This window comes from Candidatus Allofournierella merdavium (assembly GCF_944382735.1).
Taxonomy (GTDB): Bacteria; Bacillota; Clostridia; order Oscillospirales; family Ruminococcaceae; genus Allofournierella_A; species Allofournierella_A merdavium.
On sequence record NZ_CALWND010000008.1, the window covers coordinates 99,968 to 123,598 of the forward strand.

At 66.1% G+C, this 23,631-nt stretch carries 19 protein-coding genes, 1 tRNA gene and 1 pseudogene; 5 read left to right on the plus strand and 16 right to left on the minus strand.

Annotated elements, in window-relative coordinates; genetic code table 11:
- Nucleotides 1-93: 93 nt before the first annotated feature.
- The 13 genes from ACH2A7_RS08300 to spoIVB form a co-directional block, all read right to left on the minus strand.
- On the minus strand, nt 94-1,020 hold the full coding sequence (locus ACH2A7_RS08300) for a nucleoside kinase (RefSeq protein ID WP_394961315.1): 927 nt from the start codon (nt 1,018-1,020) through the stop codon (nt 94-96).
- Complete coding sequence (gene hemZ, locus ACH2A7_RS08305; RefSeq protein WP_394961317.1) at nt 986-2,431, minus strand: coproporphyrinogen dehydrogenase HemZ; 1,446 nt, start codon at nt 2,429-2,431, stop codon at nt 986-988. The genes ACH2A7_RS08300 and hemZ overlap by 35 nt, the downstream gene beginning before the upstream one ends.
- Before the next feature lies 1 nt (nt 2,432).
- A complete protein-coding gene (locus tag ACH2A7_RS08310; RefSeq protein ID WP_394961319.1) occupies nt 2,433-3,035 on the minus strand; it encodes an MBL fold metallo-hydrolase in 603 nt (200 codons plus the stop codon).
- Between the two features lie 160 nt (nt 3,036-3,195).
- On the minus strand, nt 3,196-3,645 hold the full coding sequence (gene dtd, locus ACH2A7_RS08315) for a D-aminoacyl-tRNA deacylase (protein ID WP_394961321.1): 450 nt from the start codon (nt 3,643-3,645) through the stop codon (nt 3,196-3,198).
- Nucleotides 3,646-3,670: 25 nt separating this feature from the next.
- Nucleotides 3,671-5,836 carry a RelA/SpoT family protein gene (locus ACH2A7_RS08320; RefSeq protein ID WP_394961322.1) on the minus strand — a complete coding sequence of 722 codons (2,166 nt, stop codon included), beginning with the start codon at nt 5,834-5,836 and terminating at the stop codon, nt 3,671-3,673.
- Between the two features lie 3 nt (nt 5,837-5,839).
- Complete coding sequence (gene recJ, locus ACH2A7_RS08325) at nt 5,840-7,873, minus strand: single-stranded-DNA-specific exonuclease RecJ (RefSeq protein WP_394961324.1); 2,034 nt, start codon at nt 7,871-7,873, stop codon at nt 5,840-5,842.
- 13 nt (nt 7,874-7,886) lie between these two features.
- Nucleotides 7,887-9,173, minus strand: coding sequence for a hypothetical protein (locus tag ACH2A7_RS08330; RefSeq protein ID WP_394961325.1), 1,287 nt, complete (start codon nt 9,171-9,173; stop codon nt 7,887-7,889).
- A gap of 51 nt (nt 9,174-9,224) precedes the next feature.
- Complete coding sequence (locus tag ACH2A7_RS08335) at nt 9,225-10,817, minus strand: NAD(P)/FAD-dependent oxidoreductase (RefSeq protein WP_394961326.1); 1,593 nt, start codon at nt 10,815-10,817, stop codon at nt 9,225-9,227.
- Complete coding sequence (locus ACH2A7_RS08340) at nt 10,817-12,097, minus strand: YbbR-like domain-containing protein (protein ID WP_394961328.1); 1,281 nt, start codon at nt 12,095-12,097, stop codon at nt 10,817-10,819. The genes ACH2A7_RS08335 and ACH2A7_RS08340 overlap by 1 nt, the downstream gene beginning before the upstream one ends.
- Nucleotides 12,078-12,965, minus strand: coding sequence for a diadenylate cyclase CdaA (cdaA, locus tag ACH2A7_RS08345; RefSeq protein ID WP_394961329.1), 888 nt, complete (start codon nt 12,963-12,965; stop codon nt 12,078-12,080). The genes ACH2A7_RS08340 and cdaA overlap by 20 nt, the downstream gene beginning before the upstream one ends.
- A 114-nt stretch (nt 12,966-13,079) precedes the next feature.
- Entirely contained in the window at nt 13,080-14,195 is a 1,116-nt protein-coding gene (gene ispF / locus ACH2A7_RS08350) for a 2-C-methyl-D-erythritol 2,4-cyclodiphosphate synthase (RefSeq protein WP_394961331.1), read from the minus strand.
- Nucleotides 14,196-14,306: 111 nt separating this feature from the next.
- Entirely contained in the window at nt 14,307-15,053 is a 747-nt protein-coding gene (spo0A, locus tag ACH2A7_RS08355; protein WP_394961332.1) for a sporulation transcription factor Spo0A, read from the minus strand.
- 137 nt (nt 15,054-15,190) lie between these two features.
- Nucleotides 15,191-16,411, minus strand: a complete 1,221-nt coding sequence (gene spoIVB / locus ACH2A7_RS08360; RefSeq protein WP_394961334.1) for a SpoIVB peptidase — start codon at nt 16,409-16,411, stop codon at nt 15,191-15,193.
- Between the two features lie 222 nt (nt 16,412-16,633).
- Between spoIVB and ACH2A7_RS08365 the strand changes: the two genes are divergently transcribed.
- Nucleotides 16,634-16,716 (plus strand) — tRNA-Leu (locus ACH2A7_RS08365).
- Between the two features lie 68 nt (nt 16,717-16,784).
- Here ACH2A7_RS08365 and ACH2A7_RS08370 read toward each other — a convergent pair.
- The 3 genes and pseudogenes from ACH2A7_RS08370 to ACH2A7_RS08380 form a co-directional block, all read right to left on the minus strand.
- A complete protein-coding gene (locus ACH2A7_RS08370; protein WP_394961335.1) occupies nt 16,785-17,072 on the minus strand; it encodes a hypothetical protein in 288 nt (95 codons plus the stop codon).
- A 239-nt stretch (nt 17,073-17,311) separates the two neighbouring features.
- A complete protein-coding gene (locus ACH2A7_RS08375; RefSeq protein WP_394961337.1) occupies nt 17,312-17,689 on the minus strand; it encodes a hypothetical protein in 378 nt (125 codons plus the stop codon).
- Nucleotides 17,690-17,722: 33 nt separating this feature from the next.
- A pseudogene (locus tag ACH2A7_RS08380) lies at nt 17,723-18,316 on the minus strand (hypothetical protein); the annotation flags it as partial.
- 736 nt (nt 18,317-19,052) lie between these two features.
- On the opposite strand from ACH2A7_RS08380, the gene ilvA reads away from it, so the two are divergent.
- From ilvA to ilvC, 4 genes are read left to right on the plus strand one after another with little or no spacing between them, the layout of a single operon-like run.
- Nucleotides 19,053-20,243, plus strand: a complete 1,191-nt coding sequence (gene ilvA, locus ACH2A7_RS08385) for a threonine ammonia-lyase (RefSeq protein ID WP_394961338.1) — start codon at nt 19,053-19,055, stop codon at nt 20,241-20,243.
- Nucleotides 20,244-20,291: 48 nt separating this feature from the next.
- Nucleotides 20,292-21,965 (plus strand): biosynthetic-type acetolactate synthase large subunit, encoded by a 1,674-nt coding sequence (gene ilvB / locus ACH2A7_RS08390; RefSeq protein ID WP_394961340.1) that lies wholly within the window; start codon nt 20,292-20,294, stop codon nt 21,963-21,965.
- A complete protein-coding gene (gene ilvN, locus ACH2A7_RS08395) occupies nt 21,962-22,468 on the plus strand; it encodes an acetolactate synthase small subunit (protein WP_394961341.1) in 507 nt (168 codons plus the stop codon). Before ilvB ends, ilvN begins: the two co-directional genes overlap by 4 nt.
- Before the next feature lie 38 nt (nt 22,469-22,506).
- A complete protein-coding gene (ilvC, locus tag ACH2A7_RS08400) occupies nt 22,507-23,526 on the plus strand; it encodes a ketol-acid reductoisomerase (RefSeq protein ID WP_394961415.1) in 1,020 nt (339 codons plus the stop codon).
- Nucleotides 23,527-23,631: the final 105 nt, after the last annotated feature.

Consider the following 23,631-nt stretch of genomic DNA (forward strand, 5'->3'; position numbering starts at 1 on the left):
TCTTTCCGCCGGCGGATGCCGGACCATACTTGCAGAAAACGGCGTACCGTTTTTCTTTCATTATACTGCGCCGGGCCCCGGCGCGCAACCGATTCAGCCCAAAAACTCCCGCAGCATGGAGGTTTTCGGCACAAGGGCCTCGTCCAGCGGATCCACCAGCGCGAAGTTTCCGGCCAGGCTGTTCAGCCGCTCGCACAGCGGGTGCTCGGGAGGCAGGCTGCCGGCCAGCGGCGCCATGAAGGGGGCCAGCAGGCAGATCTCGTAGCTGAAGGAGGTGTCCATCAACAGGTCCGCCTCCGACTTGAACACCTTGATGAACTTGTCCTCGCCGGCGCACACGCCGCCCCACATCCCCAGCGTTTTTTCGATGCTGTGGCCGCGGAACTTGCAGTCCCGCATCATGCGGCGGGCCAGGCGGATGTCCCGGGTGGGCAGCACCCGCTGGCCCCGGTGGCTGTATTCCTCCCGCAGGCCGGCGTAGATCTTGTAAACGCTGCCCGCGGGCAGCGGGGCGGTGAGCTCGGGGTTGAGGGCGTGGATGCCCTCGATGATGCACACCCCGCCGGGCACCGACAGGTGCACCGTTTCGGCCTTGCGGCTCTCGGTGACAAAGTCGAACTCCGGCAGGTCGGTCTCGCCGGTCCGCACGATCTCCTTGAGGCAGCGGTGGATCTCGTCCATGTCCAGGGCGGTGATGTTCTCGTAGTCCTTGCTGCCGTCGGGCAGGCGGGGGTATTCGTCCAGATTTTTATAGAAATTGTCCAGGCTGACCACCTGGGAGGGGCAGCCCCGCAGCCGCAGCGCCGCCGCCAGCTTGTTTGCCGTGGTGGTCTTGCCGGAGGCCGACGGCCCGGTGAGCATGACGATGCGGCAGCCGCTGGCCAGCACCTCGCTGGCCGCCGCGTGGACGCGGCCCTCGTACTCCATTTCGCAGTGGCGCACAAAGCTCTCGGCGCTCTCGGCCGCCGTGTTGATGAGGCTGATCTCAACCAGCCGTTTGGGGATCCAGATAGCGGGCATAAAATTCGCTCACTCCTTCCTTGCGTTGCAGGATGGTGTCAAACCCGCTGATGTACTCGGCGGGATACTTGTAGTTGAAGATGCGCTCGATCTTCGCGCCGCCGGGCTGCACCAGTTTGGTGGAGCCGCCCGCCCCCGCCGACAGGATGGAGTGCACCTCCTCCATGATGTAGATATTATAGTATCCCTCTTTGCCCGGTTTGCACCAGCCGGTGTTTTCCAGGTTCTGCAGGGTGCCCTTCTGGCGGTAGAGGTAGTAAGGCTGATAGCCCGCGTCGGCCAGGGCGCCGCACTCCTCCAGCATGGCGGCCACGTCGCCGTAGTCGCTGTCCGCGTGGCCGATCACCAGGTTGGAGGCCCGCTTCAAAGTGAGGGTGTGGACGGTGATATTTTCCGGGGAAAGGGAGAGGGCGGTGCGAAGGCTCTTTGCAAAGCCATCCACCGTGTCGCCGGGCAGGCCGGCGATGAGGTCCATGTTGATGTTGTCGTGGCCCGCGGCCCGCGCCTCCTCAAAACAGCGCAGGATGTCCGCCGCCGAGTGTTTGCGGCCGATGCGCTCCAGCACCGCGTCGCTGAAGGTCTGGGGGTTGATGGAGATGCGGCTGGCGCCGTACTCTTTCAGCACCGCCAGCTTTTCCGCGTCGGTGCAGTCGGGCCGGCCCGCCTCCACCGTGTACTCCTCCAGCCTGGAGAGATCGAAGCACTCCGCCACCGTGCCCATCAGCTTGCGCAGGCCGTCGGCGGAAAGGCTGGTGGGGGTGCCGCCGCCGATGTAGATGGTCTTGAGGTCAAGGCCGCAGTCCTCCGCCCGGTCGCGGATGGCCTCGATCTCCCGGCACAGGGCCTCCAGATAGGGCTCCATCAGCCTGCCCTCCCGCTGGGTGGAGAGGGAGACAAAGCTGCAGTAGCTGCACCGGGAGGGGCAGAAGGGGATGCCGATGTAGAGGCTGTAATCCCGCGGTTTCCGGGCCGCCAGGATGGGTCTTTGCAGGTCCGCGATGGACTTTGCCAGCCGGAATTTCTTCTCGGTGCAGTCGTAGGTCTCCACAAAGAGGCGGCGGATCTCCGCCTCGGAAAGGCCGGCGGCCCGGCGGTCGTGGATGATGCGCACCGGGCGCACGCCGGTGAGCATGCCCCAGGGCGGGCGCACGCCGGTGACCTTTTTGAGCAGCTCGTACACAAGGCCGGCAAGGGCCAGTTCCGCCTGTTTTTCATCGGCGGGCCGGGGGGCGTACAGCACCGTGCATCTGCCCCCAAGGCGCACCCCGGCGGCCAGGCGGCGGCCCGCCCGGGCCAGCACCCCGTCCTCTTTGCGGGGCAGCCGGCGCACCAGCCGGGCGTTTGCGAAGAACAGCCGGGCCACGTTTTCCGGCTCATAGACCGAGGAAAGGCCCCGGACACAGATGTTCATTTCAGTTCTCCTTGACGTTGAGATAGGGGTTCGCGGCCTTCTCCTGCCCGAGGGTGGAGAAGGGGCCGTGGCCGGGCAGCACCTGGGTGTCGTCCGGCAGGGGCAGGGCGCGCAGCTTCGCCAGGCTTTTCTGCAGTTCCGGCCAGCTGCCGCCGGCGAGGTCGGTGCGGCCCACATCGCCGGCGAAGAGGGTGTCGCCGGTGAAGAGCAGGCCCTGGCAGTAGAGCACCCAGCTGCCCTTGCTGTGGCCCGGGGTGTGCCAGGTGGTGATGGAAAGGCCCGCCAGGGTAAGCGTGCCGCCGTCGGTGTAGCCCAGGGTGCCGGGGCCGGCGGGCAGCAGCCGGGTGCCGGCCGCGTCCGCCGGGTCCAGATACACCGGGCAGTTCCACCGCTGTTGCAGTTCGGAAAGGCCGGTCATGTGGTCGTAGTGGCCGTGGGTGAGCAGGATGGCCTCCACCGCGGCCCCCTTCTCCCCCGCCAGCGCCTTGTCAAAGGCGGCCAGGGAGGGGGCGGGGTCGATGACCACGGCCCGGTTCCCCTCGCCCAGCAGCACAAAGCTGTTGGTCTCCAGGGGGGCGGGGCCGATGAGATGCAATGCTTTCATACGTCGCTCCTTTTGCCCGCGGCGGCGCGGGGGTGGCTTTTCCCTGTGCCGGGGCGGTTATGCCGCGCCGGGGCGCGGGATGTTTTTTCGGGGGCGGGAGAGTGCGGCTGCCGCCTCTGCCCTTCCCCGCGTTCTTTGCCGTGGGGCAGGCGGGGGCCGCTCACCACTGGTCGGTGTCGATGACGATGGTCACCGGCCCGTCGTTGGCGATGTTCACCAGCATATCCGCCCCGAACTCGCCGTGTTTGACCTCCTTGAGGCCCTGCTTTTCCATCTCGGCCACAAACAGCTCATATGCGTCGATGGACAGCGGCGGCTTTGCCGCCGTGATGTAGCTGGGCCGCTTGCCCTTTTTGGTGTCGCCGTAGAGGGTGAAGTTGCTCACCACCAGGGCGGAATAGCCCAGGTCCACGGCGCTCTTGTTCAGCTTGTTCTCCTCGTCCGGGAAGATGCGCAGATGGGCGCATTTTTCGGCGAGTTTTGGCACGATGTCCAGGGTGTCGGTGTCCTTGACGCCCAGCAGCACCACGATGCCGGGGCCGATGGCCCGGGGTTCTCCCCCGTTCACCGACACGTCCGCTTTTCGCACGCACTGGATGACTGCCCGCATGGTATTTCCTCCTTTGGCCGGCGTATCAGATGCGGATGACCTGGATGACGTCCCGCACCTTGCGCAGTTTCGCCAGCACGCTGTTGAGATGTTCGGTGTTGGAGATGCCCAGGGTGATGCTCATGGAGGCGCGGCCGTTTTCCACCGCGCGGGCGGTCATGGCGTAGATGGGCACCCGCAGCTCGCCCAGGGCCACCGCCACGTCGCCCACCAGGCCGTCCCGGTCCATGGCCACCAGTTCCAGGGTGGCCTGGTAATTCTCCTGTTCGGACGCCTCCCAGTGGGCGGGCACCCAGCGGCCCCGGTTCTCGGGGTTGGACAGGCTGGCCTGCACGTTCTGGCAGCTTTTTTTGTGGATGGACACGCCGAAGCCCCGGGTGATAAAGCCCACGATCTCGTCGCCGGGCAGCGGGGTGCAGCACTTGGCGAACTTGATGGGGCAGTTGTCGATGCCTTCCACCACCACGCCGTCGGTGCTCTTGGTGGTCGTGATGGGGATGTCCGCCAGGACGGCGGGTTTCGGCTGGGCAGCCTTGAGTTTGGCGTACTCGTCCTTGATCTTGCCCATCAGCCGGCTGATCTGCAGCCCGCCGTAGCCCAGGGCGGCGTACATCTCGTCCACCGAGTTGACCCGCTGGCGGCGGGCGATCTCGGCCATGAAGCTGTCCCACTGGTCGTCCGGCACGTTGATGAGGTTGCGGCGCATCTCCTTTTCCAGGGCCTCCCGGCCCTCCTGGATGTTCTCCTCCCGCCGCTCCTTCTTGAACCAGTTGCGGATCTTGTTGCGGGCCTCGCTGGTGGTGACGATCTTCAGCCAGTCGCGGCTGGGGCCCTTGTCCGCCGGGCCGGTGAGGATCTCAATGATCTCGCCGGTGGCCACCTTGTGATCGATGGGCACGATGCGCCCGTTCACCTTGGCGCCGATCATCCGGTTGCCCACCGCCGAGTGGATGGCGTAGGCAAAGTCGATGGCGGTGGCGCCGGCGGGCAGGTTGATCACATCCCCCTTGGGGGTGAAGGCAAAGACCTCCTCGGGCAAAAGGTCGCCCTTGATGTCCTGCAAAAGGCTGCCCGCGTCGTCGCTCTCCCGCTGGCTCTCCAGCAGCTGCCGCACCCAGGCCAGGCGCTCGTCCAGCCGGTCGGAGCCCTGCACCCCCGCCTTGTACTTCCAGTGGGCCGCCACGCCGTACTCGGCCATCTGGTCCATCTCCCGGGTGCGGATCTGCACCTCAAAGGGGATGCCCTCGTGGCCGATGACGGTGGTGTGCAGCGACTGGTAGCCGTTGGGTTTGGGGGTGGAGATGTAGTCCTTGAAGCGGTTGGGGATGGGGTGGTACATGTCGTGGATGATGCCCAGGGCGTTGTAGCACTCGGCCACCGTGTCCAGGATGATGCGCACCGCGTAGACGTCGTAAATTTCGGCGAAGTCCCGGTCCTGGATGAACATCTTGCGGTAGATGCCGTAGACGCTCTTCACCCGGCTCTTCATGGTGGCGTTCTCCATGCCGTTCTCCGCCAGGCGCTGCTGGATGAGCCGGCTGGTGTCGGCCACGAAGGCCTCGCCGCCTGCCCCCGCCAGCAGGTCCTTGATCTCCTGGTAGCCCACCGGGTCCAGATACCACAGGCTCCGGTCCTCCAGTTCCTCCTTGATGTTGCTGATGCCAAGGCGGTGGGCGATGGGGGCGTAGACCTCCATCGTCTCCAGGGCTTTGTCCCGCCGCTTCTGCTCGGGCCAGGCGTCGCCGGTGCGCATGTTGTGCAGCCGGTCGCACAGCTTGATGATCATCACCCGCACGTCCTGGCTCATGGCCAGCAGCATCTTGCGCAGGTTCTCCGCCTGCTGCTCCTCCACGCTGGAGAACTTGATCTTGGTCAGCTTGGTGACGCCGTCCACCAGGCGGGCCACGTCCGGCCCGAACTGCGCCTGGATGTCCTCCAGGGCGGTGGCGGTGTCCTCCACCACGTCGTGCATCAGCGCGGCGGCCAGGCTCTCGGTGTCCATGCCCAGCTCCACCAGCAGCAGCGCCACGTTCAGCGGGTGGCAGATATACGGCTCGCCCGAGCGGCGCTTTTGCCCGGCGTGGGCTTTGTCCGCCAGGGCGAAGGCCTTATCCAGCATGGCGAGATCGTAGGGGCGGCCGGTGTCCACCACCGCCTTTTTCAGATCGTCGTAGGTGATATAGTTTGCCATGGATCATTCCTCCAGCGCTTTCAGAATGGGCGCGGCAAAGAGGTCTTTTTTCCCCTCCACCGCCACCGGGGCCAGGTGCCTGGCGCCGTTCTCCCGGCGCACCTGCACCAGGCCCAGCTGCCGCAGGGCCTTGAGGCCCACCAGGGTGCGGCCGGTGTGCTCCGCGCCCATGCGGGCCAGCAGGGGCGCGAGATCGTCCACCGAGACGCCCCCCTTTTGGATGAGGCGGTAGAGCGCCGCGATGTGGGCCCGGTCGGGCAGCAGGAGACGCTTTTCCTCCCCGGAGAGGGATGCGCCGTTGTTGAAGGCCTCATAGAGGTTTGCCTGCCGCACCGCCTCGTCGGACAGGCCCGCCGGGCGCAGCGCGCGCACCCGGGCGGAGATCTGGGGGCCGTTTTTGCCCTCGTAGACCGACAGGCTCAGCGCCGCGTCCACCCGGTCGCCCGGCCGGTAGGCCAGCTGGGCGGGGGCGGTGCCGAAGCAGACGGCGAACAGGCTGCCGCCGCCCTGCCGCAGGCGCAGCCGGGTGTGCTTGCCGTCGCTCACCGGGTAGACCCCGTCCACCGCCGCGTCCCCCAGGAAAAAGACGGGGGCGGGGTTGTCGTGGCCGCAGGGGGCCAGGTAGTCAAGGCTCTCCACGTCCGCCACCGTCAGCGTGTCCAGCCGCACCGCGGCGTCCAGCCGCAGGGGCGGCGCCTGGAGCACCGGGTACTCTTTGGCGGCGTATTCGTTGATGGCCCGGCGCAGCGCCGGGATGTCCTGCTGGCGCACCGACAGCCCCGCCGCCATGGCGTGCCCGCCGAAGCGGATGAGCAGCGGCGCGCAGGCGCTGATGGCCCCGTGGAGATGAAAGCCGGGCACGCTGCGACCCGAGCCCTTGCCCTCGCCGTTCTGGATGCTGATGACCAGCGTGGGCTTGCCGTACTTTTCCACCAGGCGGCTGGCCACGATGCCGATGACGCCGGGGTGGAACCCCTCGCCCCACACCAGCAGCACCCGGTCCCGCAGGCGGGAGGGGTCGGCGGCGATCTGGGCCTCGGCCTCCGAGAGGATGGCCTGCTCGGCGGCCTGCCGGTCGGCGTTGGCCTGGCACAGCCGGGCGGTGAGGGCCTGGGCCTTTTCAAAGTCCTCGCACAGCAGCAGCTGCAGGGCGGTGGAGGCGGTCTCCATTCGGCCGGCGGCGTTGAGCCGCGGGGCCAGCGCGAAGCTGATGTTCTCGGAGGTGACGGGTTTATCGCCCAGGCCGCAGCCCTCCAGCAGGGCCACCAGGCCGGGGCGCTCGCAGTTTTCCAGCGCGGCCAGGCCGTGCTTCACGATGGTGCGGTTCTCGCCGGTGAGGGGCATCACGTCCGCCACCGTGCCGATGGCCGCCAGGTCCCCGCACTGTTCCAGCAGCTCCTCGGGGGGGCAGCCGTCCAGCGCGGCGCACAGTTTGAAGGCCACCCCCGCGCCGGACAGGCACTTGAAGGGGCTTTCGTCATCGGCGCGGGCGGGGTCCACCACGGCGGCGGCTTCGGGCAGCGTTTCGCCGGGCAGGTGGTGGTCGGTGACCACCACATCCACCCCCAGTTCGGCCGCCCGGGCGATCTCCCGCACGGCCGACACGCCGTTGTCCACCGTGACGATGAGTTTGAACCCCTTTTCCGCCAGGCTCTCCACGATGGGCACCGTCAGGCCATAGCCCTCCTCGTCCCGGCTGGGCAGCTTGCAGCGCACGTTGGCGCCCATGCCCCGCAGATGCTCGAAGAGCAGCGCGGTGGCGGTGACGCCGTCCACATCGTAATCGCCGAAGATGACGATGGCCTCGCCCCCGTCCACCGCTTTCAGGATGCGGGCCGCCGCCCGGTCCATATCCTTCAGGGCAAAGGGATCGCTCAGGGGAGCGTCCTCGGTGAGGAAGGCCATGGCCTTCTGGGGCGTGTCCAGCCCCCGGGCCACGAGGATGCGCGCCAGCAGGCCGGGCGCGCCGATGGCCGCGGCCAGTTTGGCCACGGTCGTCTCGTCGGGCTTCGGTACCTGCCAGGTGCGGAAATTCATAGATGTGCGCTCCTTATCGAGGGGATTTGTATTCCGCCAGCCCGTCCTGGGCCAGCATGGTCTGCATCGCGCTGATCTCGCTGGAGATGTCCAGCGCGGTGTCGGTGAGAAGGTCGTTGCGAAGGTTGTCAAAGGCGGTGTTCAGGGTGGCGAGGATGCCGCCGATCTCCTGCCGGATGTTGCCCGCCGCCTGGCCCTGCTGGTCCTTCACGTCCGCGTAGGTGCGCAGCAGCTTGAGGGTGGTGGGCATGTAGTAGCGGGCGAACTTGCGCACCTTGCCGGCGCTGGCCGGGTGGGCCTTCACCCAGTTCTGGATGTCGGCGGCGGTGACGCGCATGTGCAAAAGGCTGTCCCGCAGTTCGGGCTGGTCGGTCATGTTCTGGATGTGCTCGCCCAGCAAAAGGTCAAAGTCGCTGCACTGCTGCAGCAGTTCCGCCAGTTCGTTGGTGCCGGCGGGCGCCGCCTCGGCCCGGGCGGCGGCCTCCTGCCGCCGCTGCAGGGCGCGGTAGTCCGCGGCATGGATGAAGAACACGCCCTCCTCGTCGTCCACAAAGGAATCGGGCAGCCAGTTCTGGCGGATCATCCGGTCCAGGTCTTTTTTGACGAAGCTCACCGGCCGGCGCACCGCCTCGGCCAGGCGCTGCAGCGGCACCGAGCGGTCGGCGCCCATGGCGGCAAGGTAGCGGCGCAGCCGCGCCCGCCGCGCCGGCTGGCCGAAGGCCCACCGGGCGGTGAAGCCGAAGGCCGCGGTGAGGGCAAGGAGGAACAGCATCCCCACGAAGCTGATCGCGTCCCAGAAGATGACAAGGGAGATAACGGTGCCCAGCGCGGACAGGCCGGTGAACAGCGCGCAGCAGACGGCCAACGTGCCGCCGAAGATGCACAGGCCGTCCCGCAGGCCGCTTGCCAGGTTCGACCCCGCCTGGTTCACCCGGGACGCCAGGGCGTCCCCCGCCCGGCGGGCGGGCTGCGGGGCCGGGCGGGGCCGGGCCGCGCTTTGGGCGGTGTTTTTCCGCACCTCCCGGGCCGCGTCGCTCAGCGCGCCGCCCACCTCCCGGGTGGCCTTGCCCAGGGCGCTGCCCACCTCTTTGGCGATGACCTTGCCCATCTCGTGAATGCTTTGCACAAGTTCCTGGGTGGGGTCGGCGGGAGACGGCGCGCCGCCGGGCCGCCCCTGGTTGGGCTGATCCGGCTCCGGAGGCTTTGTGCCAAAGCCCGGGAACTGATTGCTGAAGGCCTGCTGCGCCCGCTGCCGCAGCATCCGCTCATACTGATAGGGATCCTTTTTCTGATCGGCCATGATGGCCACCCTCCTTTCGGGGATATCTCTGCGTCCCGGGGACACATGGTTTCACGGCGGGGGCGCACTGCCCTCGATGAGGGCCCGGGCCGCCCGCAGGCCGTCCACCGCGGCGCTCATGATGCCGCCGGCGTAGCCCGCGCCCTCGCCGCAGGGGTAGAGCCCGGGCAGCGAGAGGCACTGAAGGTCGGCGCCCCGCTCCAGCCGAATCGGGCTGGAGGTGCGGGTCTCCAGGCCGGTGAGCACCGCCGACGGGCCGGCGTAGCCGGGCAGCTTGCGGTCAAAGGCGGCAAGCCCCTGCCGCAGGCCCTCCGCCAGTTCGGCGGGCAGCAGGCTGCCCAGATCAAAGGGGCGCACTCCCCGGTCGTAGGTGGGCACCACCGGGCCGGGGACCAGCCGGCCCTCCCCCTTGAGAAAGCTTTGCAGGTTTTCGGCCGGGGCGGTGTAGTCGCCGCCGCCCGCCTTAAAGGCCGCCTGCTCCAGCTGCCGCTGGAAGGCCACCGCCTTCATCGGGTCGCCGCCGAAATCGGCGCCGTCCACGCTGATGACCACCGCCGCGTTGGCGTTTTTGCCCGCCCGGGCGTGGTAACTCATGCCGTTGGTGAGCACGCCGCCCTCCTCGCTGGCGGCGGCCACCACCTGCCCGCCGGGGCACATGCAGAACGTATAGACGCACCGCCGGCCCACATGGTGACTGAGCTGGTACTCCCCCGGCGGCAGCGCCGGGTGGCCGGCGGCGGCATGGTAGAGGCCCCGGTCGATGTCCGCCTGCAGGTGCTCGGCCCGAAAGCCCACCGAAAAGGGCTTGGCCGAAAGGGGCAGACCCCTTTGGGCCAGCATGGCGAAGGTGTCCCGGGCGGAGTGGCCCACCGCCAGCACCAGCCGCTGGCAGGCCAGGGGGCCGGCGGCGGTCTCCGCGCCCGCCAGCCGCCTATTTTTCACCACAAGGCCGGTGAGGGCGGTGTCAAAGAGCACCCGCCCGCCCAAAGCCTCGATCTCGGCGCGGATGGAGGCGATGATCCCCCGCAGCAGGTCGGTGCCCACATGGGGCTTCTGCTTCCAGGCGATCTCCTCCGGCGCGCCGTGGGCCAGCAGGGTATCGGTGACAAAGCCGCACAGCTCATCCCCGATGCGGGTGGTGAGCTTGCCGTCGGAAAAGGTGCCCGCGCCCCCCTCGCCGAACTGGATGTTGGCCTCCGGGTCCAGGGGGCCGCCGGCGAAAAAGCGCTCCACCGCCGCCACCCTTCTTTCCAGGGCCGGGCCCCGCTCCAGCACCAGCGGGCGGTAGCCCGCCCTGGCCAGCGCCAGCGCGGCGAACAGGCCCGCGGGCCCCAGGCCCACCACCACCGGCGGGCTTTCCAGCGGCGCGCCGCCGGGCACCGGGCGGTATTCGGCGTGGCGGGCCAATGCAACGCAAGGCGCGGAACCGGCCAGGGCCAGTTCCGCACCTTCGTCCTTGAGGCGCACGCCGATGGTGTATACCAGGGAGGGCCGGCCGCGGCGGGCGTCCACCGAGAGGCGGGCCACGCCGGCGCCGGCCACATCACCGGGCCGTACTTTCAAGATCTTCCGCGCCCGCTCCGCCGCCTCGGCCTCCGGCCGGGGCGTGTCCAGGGGCAGGCGCACCCCGCGCACCAGCAGCATCAGCCCTGCGCCCCGCTGGCGCTCACCTGGCACTCCACCGAGTAGCTGCCGGTGGCGAAGATCGTGGTGGAGGCCGGGATCTGGATGCTGGCGGCCAGCTTTTCCCGGCCCTCGGCGATCTGGATGTCGGAGGCGTCCACCACCGCCACCACGCTGTTGGGGCTGAGGGACTCCAGTTCCTCCTCCGGGCCCACCAGCGTCACATTGCTGATGCGGGAATCCAGCGCCTTGATCGTCATGTTGGCGGGCTGGTTGATCACCCGGATCTGGCTGACGTTGATGGTCTTGGTGGTGTATCCCTGGACGTTGAAGGTGAGGTTCACCGTGGTGATGTTGTCGCGGCTCTCCACCCCCTTGGGCAGGTTCACCTGCAGCTGATAGACCTTGTCCAGCTGGAAACTGGACAGATCAAAGTCGCTGACGGTGATCTCGGTGAGGTTCTGGATCACCGACGGCCGGCCGGAGACCACCATGGTCTGCTGGCTGAGGGTGTAGTTCAGCGACGTGAGATCGAAGTTGGGGGGATAGTTGATGAAGTTGACGCTCAGCGGCAGTTCGGCGTTCTGGTAGACCGTGAGGTTCACGTCCACGATGGAGTTGTCCAGGCTGGAGAACTCCAGCTGCATGGGCTGGTTGTTGGCGTCCCGCACCTCCAGGGTGACGGTGGCGATCTTGCTGGTGGAGAGGTTCTCCAGATCGGTGCTGCCGGGCACCTTGGCCACGATGCTGCCGATCTTCTCCACCTCGCTCTCCGGCCCGCGCACCGTGACGATGGCGGGGGCGGCGGTGGTGCTGTGGAGCACATAGCCGTCGGCGATGGTGATCTGCTGGTCCATCTCCACCTGCACGTTGAACTCCTTGCTCTCGATGGTGTCGAACACCACAGTGACGGTGTCGGTGGTGGAGGCGCTCACCCGGGAGGCGCTGTTGCCCAGCACCCGCACCAGCAGGTTCAGCTCCCAGGTGCCCGCGCCCTTGACCACCGAGTAGTCGGGATAGACCAGCACGTTGTCCGCCGTGAGGCCGTAGACGTCGGTGCCGTTGCCGGCAAGGTCCACCGTGACCTGGGCCATGGGGTCGTTGATGATGTCCAGCCCCAGCGCCGTGTACATCTGGCTGTCCTGGTCAAAGTTCACCGGCACGCCCTTGAGTTTGGTGTCCTGGTTGGGGTCGATGAAGACGGTGACGATGGTCCAGATCATCAGCGCGATGACCAGCGAGAGCAGGATGTTCAGGCCCCGGTTATTCAGAATGGAACGGTCAATCTTTCTTTTTTTCATGTTTCCCTCTCCAGAACAGGGCTTTTTTCGGTTCCTTCTCCTCGGGAGGCACCAGTTCCTCCTGCAGAAGGTTGAACAGGTTCTGCCGGTCCAGCCGGCGGATGAGCACCCCGTTTTTGGCCATGGAGATGATGCCGGTCTCCTCGCTGACCACCACCACCACGGCGTCGGAATTTTCGCTCATGCCCAGGGCCGCCCGGTGGCGGGTGCCCATGTCCTTGCCGATCTCCAGGTTGTCCGACAAAGGCAAGACGCACCCCGCCGCCTTGAGGGTACCGTCCCGCACCACCACCGCGCCGTCGTGCAGCGGGGTGCCCTCGTAGAAGATGGTGCCCAAGATCTCCGGGTTCACGTCGGCGTTGATGGCGGTGCCGGTGCGGATGATCTCCGAGAGGTTGGAACCCCGCTCCAGCACGATCAGCGCGCCGGTGTTGGTGTCGCTCAGCTGCTCCGCCGCGTCGCAGATGGCAAGGCAGGCGTTCTGCCACTTGCCCCGCAGGCTGGGATCGGTGCGGCGGCTGTGGAACAGCCCCGCCGCCCATTTATCCGTGCGGCCCACCTGCTCCAGCGCCCGGCGCAGTTCCGGCTGGAACAGCACGATCAGGGCCAGAAAGCCGATCTGCAGCACCGCGTTCATCAGATAGGTCACGGTGCGCAGCTCCAGCGCATAGGCAAAGGCATAGCCCACCAGCACCACCACAGCGCCCTTGGCCACCTGGGCCGCCCGGGTCTTGCGCACCAGGGCGATCACCTCGTAGACCACGAAGGCGACGATCAGGATGTCCAGGATGTTGCGCGGGTCCTGGGTGATGGCGCGGAAATTGTGGAACACCATGGACAGCGTCCCGCTTTGAAACCAGTCTGGCAAGCCAAGCCCTCCCTTTCAGGCGTTTCAGCGCGGCAGCGCGCCGAAAATCTCATCCTTCAGTATAACATACCGCTCTTTTCTTGAAAACACATTTTTGGGGCATCTTTACATAATTTACACATTCCCGCCTTCCAGCAGGGCCACCGCGTGCGCCGCGATGCCCAGGCCCTCGCCGGTAAACCCCAGGTGCTCCTCGGTGGTGGCCTTCACGCTCACCGCCCCCGCCTCCATGCCCAGCGCGGCGGCGAGGTTTTGGGCCATGGCGGGGATGTGGGGCGCCAGCTTGGGCGCCTGGCAGAGGATGGTGGCGTCCACGTTCACCGGCTTCCAGCCTTTTTGGGCCAGCAGCGCCGCCACGCGGCGGGCCAGGGCCAGGCTGTCCGCCCCCTTGTAGGCGGGATCGGTGTCCGGGAAGTGTTTGCCGATGTCCCCCAGGGCCGCCGCGCCCAGCAGGGCGTCCATCACCGCGTGGGTGAGCACGTCCGCGTCCGAGTGGCCCAGAAGGCCCTTTTCATAGGGGATCTTCACCCCGCCCAGGATGAGGTCCCGCCCCTCCACCAGTTTATGTACGTCGTAGCCGTGGCCGATGCGCATGGCCTTCTCTCCTTTCAGGTCATCGGGGGTGGTGATCTTGTAGTTTTCGTACTCGCCCGCCACCAGCCGCACCGGCCGGCCCGCCCGCTCGAACAGCTGGCAGTCGTCGGTGACCGCCTCGTCGCCGGCCAGCGCCAGATAGGCCGCCCGGTCAAAGCACTGGGGGGTCTGCATGGCGAAGAGTTTTTCCCGGGGCGGGGTGCTCTCCACAAAGCCGGCGGCGTCCGCCGCCTTGACGGTGTCCTTCACCGGCACCGCCGGGGCCGCCGCGCCCGTCACCGCCGCCGCCTCCAGCGCCCGGGTGATCACCCCTTCGCTCACAAAGGGGCGGGCCGCGTCATGGATGGCCACCAGCTGCCCCTGCGCCGCCCGCACGCCGGCCAGGGCGCTGAGGGCCCGGGTGGCTCCGCCCCGCACCAGCGTCACCGGTTTTCGGCAGCGGGCCGCCGCCGCCCGGGCGGCGGTCTCGTCCGCCCCGGTGACGATCACCAGCTCGGTCACAAGGGGGTGGCGGTCAAAGGCCGCCACGCTGGCGGAGAGCACCGTGCCCCCGCCCAGCGGAGCCGCCAGCTTGTCAAACCCCATCCGGCGGGACGAACCCGCCGCCACCAGCACCGCCGTGACCGTCTGTTTCATTGTGCAGCCCTCCGCTTTGATCCGTTGTCTTTTGTATATTATTATAATGGATATACACAAAAAAATCCACCGGCGGTTGCCGGTGGACAGGGCGTTCCTTGTTCGGATGTCTCACGCCCGGCGCTGTTTTTTGTCCAGACGCATCTTGTCGGCGATCATGGCGATGAACTCCGAGTTGGTAGGCTTGCCCCGCAGGTTGTGGATGGTGTAGCCGAAGTAGCTGTTCAGCACCTCCACGTCACCCCGGTCCCAGGCCACCTCGATGGCGTGGCGGATGGCCCGCTCCACCCGGCTGGCGGTGGTGCCGTTCTGCTTGGCGATCTGGGGATAAAGGCGCTTGGTGACGGCGTTGATGTAGTCCGGGTCGGCGGCGGTGAGCAGGATGGCGTCCCGCAAAAACTGGTAGCCCTTGATGTGGGCGGGCACCCCGATCTGGTGCAGGATCTCGGTGACCACCATCTCGTCACTGCCGCCGGCGCGGCTCGCTGCGGCGGCGGTGCCGGCGCGGGTGACCCGGCTCACCAGGCTGGTCTCGTCAAAGGGTTTGAGGAAGTAAAAGGCGAAGCCGCTGTCCAGCAGTTCCTGCTCCAGCTGCTCGTTCTGAAACGCGCCGGTGACGTAAAACTGGGCGTGGCCGCCCTCCTGTTCATAGCGCTGTTTCACCGAGATGGCGTCCAGCCCGGGCATGAAGGCGTCCAGCAGCACCGCCTGGGGCCGCTGGCTGCGCAGCGCTTCCAATGCCGCCGCGCCGTTCTTCTCGCACACATGCACCTCCACGCCCTTGGCCTCCAGGGCCGCCTTGCAGGCCGCGGTACAGCCCGCGCCGGTATCCGTCATCAGGAATTTGATCGGTTCCATTTTCTCTTCCTCCAAATTGTGTATTTCCCTTAACGAAACCAATTTTACCATATATTACCAATTTATGCAAGACTTTTTTCGTCCCTGCGCCACCAAACGCGCCCCTTTGCGGGCCAAATGCGCTGCAAAGCGTCTTTTTATGCGGCTTTGCGCGCGGCGGCCGCGTCGGCGCTGGCCAGCATATTCTCGGCAAAAATGCCAAAACCGCGGGTGGGATCGTTCACCAGCACATGAGTCACCGCGCCCACCAGCCGGTCGTTCTGCACGATGGGGCTGCCGCTCATGCCCTGCACGATGCCGCCGGTGGCCGCCAGCAGTGTGGGGTCGGTGATGCGCAGCACCATGTTCCGGTTGGGGTCCTCCTCGGTGAGGGAGACCCGCTCGATGACGGCGTCGTACCAGGCGGGCTCCTGGCCGTCGATGGTGGTGAGGATGCGGGCGGGGCCTTCGTACACCTCCTGCGCCTGGGCCACCACCATGTCCTGACCGTCCAGCACCCGGCGGATGGTACCGTAAACACCGGTGGCCCCGTTGATGAGGATGTCGCCCATGGCCGGCTCGCCGGTGAAGCGGCCCTTCAGTTCGCCGGGCGCGCCCGCCGCGCCCGCCGCGTAGCCGGTAATGGTGACCGGCGCCACCTCGCCGCTGAGCAGCGTGATGGACTGGCCGGTGTCGGCGTCGCTGATGGAGTGGCCCAGGCCGCCGTAGATGCCGGTGGAATTGTCCACAAAGGTGAGGGTGCCGATGCCGGCGGAGGAATCCCGCACCCACATCCCCGCCCGCCAGGAACCGGTGTCCGCGTCCTGCACGGGCTGCAGCGCGGCGGTGTGCTGCGCGCCGTCCCGGGTGTAGACCAGCTGTACCGACCGGCCTTCCGACGCCTGGATGGCGGCGCTGACATCGTCGTTGTCCACGGTTTTTTGCCCGTCGATGCTCACGATCACATCCCCCATCTTCAGGCCCGCCGCCTTGGCCGGGTTCGCCATGCCGCCGGTGGTGCGGATGTCGGTAAAGGCCACCACCATGGCGCCGTCGGAGAACATCTTGATGCCGAAGGGCGTGCCGCAGACGGTGACTGCCCGGCGGTCCACCACCACCGCCCGCACCGTCTTCACCGGGATGCCCCCCAGCACCGACAGGGTCACGTTGTAGCTGCCGCCGGCGGGCACCGCCTGGGCGGCGGCGGCGCCCTTGGGCTCCAGCGGCACGATCCAGGGCATCTGTGCCAGCGACAGCGTCTGCCCCTGGGGCACCATAAATGTATCGGGCAGCTGGGTGTAAAGATAGGTAAGGCAGCCCAGGGCCAGCGCGGCTGCGCCTGCCGCCAGCGTCAGGCAGCGCCTGAGGAATGTGAGCATACGAATCGACCTCCCCGCCGGGGCAGCCTTCGCCCCGGTTGATCGGCCCGGCGGCAGACGCCGCCGGGCCCTGGTGATTAGTATGCGCAGCTTCCGGCGGATTATTGCGGCCCCGGCAAAGAAGGGCGGACGCTCCCGGGCTTTGCCGATTGACAAACCCGCCGGGGGCTGGTACACTGAAAAATACGTTTGGGGGCCGAAAAACAGGCCGCGAACCATCGCGCGGGTATGGCGGAATTGGCAGACGCGCCAGACTTAGGATCTGGTACTTCGGTGTGCAGGTTCGACCCCTGTTACCCGCACCAAAAAAGGACGTGCTTTGCGGCACGTCCTTTTTTCTTTATTATGTTATGATGCTTATGATGCGGCGTTTTCAGCGGGGCAGCAAAAGAAGCGCGGCGACCACGCCGACCACCACAAGGCAGCCCAGCACCACCCACAGCGCGGCGTAGGAGTTCTTTTTCTTTTGCCGCCGGACCGGGACATAATCGTCGTCGTCATCCTGCTTCCGTTTGGCCTGTGCCGGCTGCGAAGCCGACTTCTTCATCTTCTCGTAGCCCATGATCACCCGGACGTTCTCGTCCAGCGCCTCACCGCATTGCTCGCAGAAAAAGCGCTCTTCATCGTTCAGGTGGCCGCAGCGCGCGCATTTCTTCGCCATAGTATAACCCCGTTTCTCAACTCCTTGTCGATAAATTTATTGTATATGCCCGTCATCCCTTCTGTCAAGCGTCCGGGACGGATTTCCCGGGATTTTTCCCTCTGTGCGGTCCCGACGCCGCCGTCCTTTCTGTTGTGACGGGCAAAGAGATGCGGCGCCCGAAAGCCGGGGGCGCCTCCGCCGCCCGGGTGCCGCCGGTCTTTCTCGCCGCACCTCCTGTTACCGGCGCCCCGGCCGGATCACCTCTCCCGTTCCAGTTTTAAAACGGACACCGTGGCCGCTCCGGACCGACTCATCACGTTGCTGTTGTAGGTCAGGGTAAAACTTGTCTGCGCCGGCACCTGGATGATGATGGAGTTGGAGCCGCAGGCGCTGGAAAGCGCAGCGCCTGTTTTAAAATAAACGCCGTACAGCAGATTGGAGGTGCCATTGTAAGACGGGGTGACCTGCATGTATCCAGCTTCTTCCAGGATCGCCGACACACTGTAGGTGACGCAATAGTACCCCGGGGCAAGCTCGATCCGGCTCTCGTCCCCGAGCACGATGTTCCCCGTGGGGTCTTCCGTGCCGGGCAGCAGCGGGATGGGCTGCCCGTTTTCAAACCGCCGTTCGAACATGAAGAACGATGCAAAACAGTCCTCCGCAGACTCGCCCTGCGGGCCCTGGGGTCCCTGTTCGCCCTGCGGGCCCTGAGGGCCTTGCTCGCCCTGCGGGCCCTGAGGCCCCGGTTCGCCCCGCGGGCCCTGGGGACCTTGTTCGCCCTGCGGACCCTGAGGGCCTTGTTCTCCCTGCGGGCCCTGGGGACCTTGTTCGCCCTGCGGGCCCTGGAGGCCTTGTTCTCCTTGTGGGCCCTGGGGGCCTTGCTCGCCCTGTGGGCCCTGAGGCCCCGGTTCACCCTGCGGGCCCTGGGGACCTTGTTCTCCCTGCGGGCCTTGAGGCCCCTGTTCGCCCTGCGGGCCTTGAGGCCCCTGTTCGCCCTGCGGGCCTTGAGGCCCCTGCTCGCCCTGCGGGCCCTGGGGACCTTGTTCGCCCTGCGGGCCCTGAGGCCCCGTTTCCCCCTGCGGGCCTTGGGGACCTTGTTCTCCCTGCGGGCCTTGAGGCCCCGGTTTTCCCTGTGTACAGCCGCATCCGCAGCAGTCATGCGGACGTTCCCAATATGTCTTGAACGCACAGGATCTGCGTCCGGTTTTGTCCTTTTCCATACTGCTCTCACCCCATAACCAGAATGTTTTGTTACAGTATATGTCCGGGGCATGACCCCCGTGCCCCCTGCCGCTTTTTCAAAAGCGCACCCCTCCCCCCGCGGATCGCCCGCAGCGCCTGCGCCGCCCCCACCGCCGGCAAAAGTGCACTTTCCACAAACACACCGGCCCGTTTTTTAGTTTTGCAGTGCAATCTGCTAAAGTGATAAATTTTTTATTTAACTATGTCCAGAAAAATATTGACATCCTCTTTTCGGAGTGGTATATTTGACGAAATTGAATATGAAGGCTGTGACGAAGAATGGCCGGGGTTGGCCCGCTGCAGAGAGCCGGTGGTCGGTGTGAACCGGCGCGGTACCCCCCAATGCCTCTCCCTTCCGAGCCGGAGCCTGAACCTCCCCCATGGGGTCAGTAGGGTGTCCCGCGAATGCTGCGTTAACGCATAGAGGTTGTTTGACTTCGAACAAAAGCAAAGGCTGTGACGAAGACGGACCCGCAACGAATTTCCCAGAGAGCCGGGGGTGGTGTGATCCCGGTAAAGGACTGCGGCGCTCCCATCCCTTCCGAGCCGGAGGCCCCAAAGGCGAAGAGCCGAGTAGGCGCCCCCCGAGAGTGCTGCGTCAGTGCATAGAAGTTTGTGGACTTCGAAGAGGTGGCGGATCTTTGTATCCGCAATTTGAGTGGTACCGCGAGTGTAGAACTTACACCCGTCTCAAAGCAAAATTCGCTTTGAGATGGGTGTTTTTCGTTTCAGGGCAGTGTGGAAAGGGGAAAAAACATGTTATCTCTCGACAAAGTATTCGACGCCCAGCGGGTGCTGAAAAGCATCGTGCGGGAAACGGCGGTGGTCAGGGCCTACGGCATCGCGCCGGAATGCGAACTGTACCTAAAGCCGGAAAACCTGCAGATCACCGGCTCCTTCAAGGTGCGGGGCGCGGGCTACAAGATCGCCATGCTCACCGAAGAGGAAAAGGCGCGGGGCGTCATCGCCTGCTCGGCGGGCAACCACGCCCAGGGCGTTGCGCTGGCGGCTTCCAAAAACGGCATCAAGTCGCTGATCTGCCTGCCGGACAGCGCCCCCATCTCCAAGGTGGAGGCCACCAAAGCTTTCGGCGCGGAGGTCTGCCTGGTGGAAGGCTGCTACGACGACGCCTACCAGAAGGCGCTGGAGCTGAAGGAGGAAATGGGCTACACCTTCGTACATCCCTTTGACGACGAGAACGTCATCGCCGGCCAGGGCACCGTTGCCCTGGAGATCCTGGCCGATCTGGACAACATCGACGCCATCATCGTGCCGGTGGGCGGCGGCGGCCTCATTTCCGGCATCGCCTACACCGCCAAGCAGATCCGCCCGTCGGTGAAGGTGTACGGCGTGCAGGCGGCGGGCGCGCCCAGCATGTTCAACTCCATCCGGGACGGCGCCATCGAGTGCCTGGACAGCGTGCAGACCATCGCCGACGGCATCGCGGTGAAGCAGCCGGGCGAAAACACCTTCCAGCTGGTGCACGACTATGTGGACGACATCGCCCTGGTCAGCGACGACGAGGTGGCCTCGGCCATCCTGGCGCTGATGGAAAAGCAGAAGATGATCGCCGAGGGCGCGGGCGCCGTTTCGGTGGCCGCGGCCATGTTCGGCAAGTTCCCGCTGGCGGGCAAGCGGGTGGTGAGCGTTGTATCCGGCGGCAACATCGACGTGACCAGCCTCTCCCGGGTCATCGACCGGGGCCTGCTCAACAGCGGCCGGTCCTCCAGCCTGCTGATCGAGCTGATCGACAAGCCCGGCCAGCTGAAGGACATCTCCCGCATCATCGCCGACTGCGGCGGCAACGTCACCGGCGTGCATTACGAAAAAGGCGCCACCGAGAGCGTGCACGGGGTGTTCCTGCGCATCGACATGGAGACCCGCGACTTCGACCATGTGAAGCTCATCACCGACTCTCTCAAGGCCGAACACTTCAAGATCGTTTGACATCCCCCGCCTTCCGGCGGATAAGACCACAACAAAGGAGGAAACACCATGATCCTTTCCGGCGCAGACATTCTTGTGAGGGCCCTCATCGAACAGGGGGTGGACACCGTCTTCGGCTACCCGGGCGGCCAGATCCTGAACGTCTACGACAGCCTGTATAAATACCAGAGCGAGATCACCCATGTACTCACCGCCCACGAACAGGGCGCCGCCCACGCGGCGGACGGCTACGCCCGCACCACCGGCAAGGTGGGGGTGGTGATCTCCACCTCCGGCCCGGGCGCCACCAACCTGGTCACCGGCATCGCCACCGCCTACCTGGACTCCGTGCCCATGGTGGCGCTGTGCGGCAACGTGTCCACCACCCAGATCGGCACCGACAGCTTCCAGGAGATCGACATCACCGGCGTGACGCTGCCCATCACCAAGCACAACTACTTTGTGGGCTCGGTGGACGAACTGGCGGACACCGTGCGCGAGGCCTTCCGCCTGGCCCAGTCCGGCCGACCGGGGCCGGTGCTCATCGACGTGCCCAAGGACGTGCAGACCGCCCTGTGCGAGTACGAGGCGCAGCCGCCGGTGAAGGCGGATGAGCCCATGGCCGCCAAGGAACTGCGGGTAGAGCAGGCGGCCGCCCTGATCAACGCCGCCCGCCAGCCCTTTGTCTACTTTGGCGGCGGCCTTGTGGCCGCCGGGGCCCAGGAGGAGATGCTGGCGCTGGCCGACAAGCTGGACGCGCCCATCGGCTGCTCCCTCATCGGCGTCTCCGGCATCCCCACCGACCATCCCCGCTTTCTCGGGATGCAGGGCATGCACGGCCACTACGCCAGCAGCCTGGCCCTGCACAACGCCGACCTGATCATCTCTCTGGGCGTGCGCTTCAACGACCGGGTCACCGGCGACCGCTCCCGGTTCGCCCCCGGCGCGCGGATCGTGCAGATCGACGTGGACGGCTCGGAACTTTCCAAAAACGTGCCCGCCGCGGTGGGCCTGCGGGGGGACGTAAAGCAGACGCTGCAGCGGCTGCTGCCCCTGGTGCACGAGGTCAAGAACCCCGAATGGCAGGACAAGATCGCCCGGCTGCGGGCGGAAGAAGCCGCCAGCCTTGACCGGCGGGAGGGCCTCACCCCCCGCAACGCCATCCTGGCGCTGAACAAATTCCTGGGCGAGAACACCCCGGTGGCCACCGACGTGGGCCAGCACCAGATGTGGGCGGCCCAGAACCTGGCTTTCAAACGGCCGCGGCGCTTTGTCTCCAGCGGCGGGCTCGGCACCATGGGCTACGGCATGGGCGCGGCCATCGGCGCGGCCTTCGGCACCCGGGAGCGCAGTGTGCTGGTGACCGGCGACGGCTCCTTCGGGATGTGCCTCAACGAACTGGCCACCGCCGTGACCTACCGGGTGCCCATGGTCATCCTGCTGATGAACAACGGGGTGCTGGGCATGGTGCGCCAGTGGCAGACTCTGTTCTACGGCAAGCGCTACTCCAACACCATCCTGAACCGCAAGACCGACTTTGTGGCGCTGGCCAAGGCCTTCGGAGCCGAGGGTGAGGCCGCCGGCACGCTGGAGGAGTTGAACGCCGCGCTGGGCCGGGCCTTCGCCGCCGACGGCCCCTACCTGATCGACTGCGCCATCGAAAAGGACGAATTTGTGCTTCCCATGCTGCCCCCCGGCGGCAGCGTGGACGACATCATTGTAAAGGTGGGTGACGACAGATGAACCGATACACCATCGCGGTGCTGGTGCGCAACCAGTTCGGCGTTCTGAACCGGGTGACCAGCATGTTCCGCCGCCGTCAGTTCAACATCAGCGCGCTGACCGTGAGCGAGACCGAATCCAACGAGTACTCCCGCATCACCGTCGTCTTTGACGGCGAGGAGGTGAAAAAGCAGCAGCTGGTCAACCAGCTGTACAAGTTGCCGGACGTGGTGTCCATCGAGGAGTTTTCCGACGACGACTCCATCAGCTGCGAACTGCTGCTGATCAAGATGGTCAACGAGCCGGGCACCCGGGAGGAGATCCGGGCCGCCGCCTCCGCCTTCGGGGCCGACACGGTGGATTACTCCAAGGACTCGATGATCTTCCGCCTGGCGGACACCACCCGCCGCATCGACGACTTTTTGAACTTCATGCGGGACTACGCCATCCTGGAGATCTGCCGCACCGGCTGCGTCTCGCTGCACAAGGGCAGCACTACCATTCGGCAAGCCATCAATTTCTGATGTGTTTATACTATTTATAAAAGAAAAGGGGTAACTACATCATGGCAAGGATCTTTTATCAGCAGGACTGCGACCTTCAAAAACTGGCGGGCAAGACCGTGGCCGTCATCGGTTACGGCTCCCAGGGCCACGCCCACGCGCTGAACCTGAAGGAGAGCGGCGTGAACGTGGTGGTGGGCCTGTACGAGGGTTCCAAGAGCTGGGCCAAGGCTGAGGCCCAGGGCATGAAGGTGATGACCAGCGCCGAGGCCGCCAAGATCGCCGACATCATCATGATCCTCATCAACGACGAGAAGCAGGCCGCCCTTTATAAAGAGAGCATCGAACCCTACATGACCGAGGGCAAGACCCTTGCCTTTGCCCACGGCTTCAACATCCACTTCGGCTGCATCAAGCCCCCGAAGAACGTGAATGTCATCATGATCGCCCCCAAGGGGCCCGGCCACACCGTGCGCAGCGAGTACCTGGCGGGCAAGGGCGTGCCGTGCCTGGTGGCGGTGGAGCAGGACGCCACCGGCGACGCGCTGGACATCGCCCTGGCCTACGCCCTGGGCATCGGCGGCGCCCGCGCCGGCGTTTTGGAGACCACCTTCCGCACCGAGACCGAGACCGACCTGTTCGGTGAGCAGGCGGTGCTGTGCGGCGGCGTGTGCGCCCTGATGCAGGCGGGCTACGAGACGCTGGTGGAAGCCGGCTACGACCCCCGCAACGCCTACTTCGAGTGCATCCATGAGATGAAGCTGATCGTGGACCTGATCTACCAGAGCGGCTTTGCCGGCATGCGCTACTCCATCTCCAACACCGCCGAGTACGGCGACTACATCACCGGCCCGAAGATCATCACCGAGGAGACCAAGAAGACCATGCGCAAGATCCTGAAGGACATTCAGGACGGCACCTTCGCCAAGGACTTTTTGCTGGATATGTCCAGCGCGGGCAGCCAGGTGCACTTCAACGCCATGCGCAAGCTGGCCGCCGAGCATCCCAGCGAGGTGGTGGGCCGCGAGGTGCGCAAGCTGTACAGCTGGAGCGACGAGGACAAACTCATCAACAACTGATCGCGGCCTTCGCGCCGCCCTCCCCCGCGGCCTGTGTCGGTCCGCGCGGGCCGACACAGCGCCGGGCGCCGCTGCCCACCGGGCGGCGGCGCTCCTTTGAAAGGA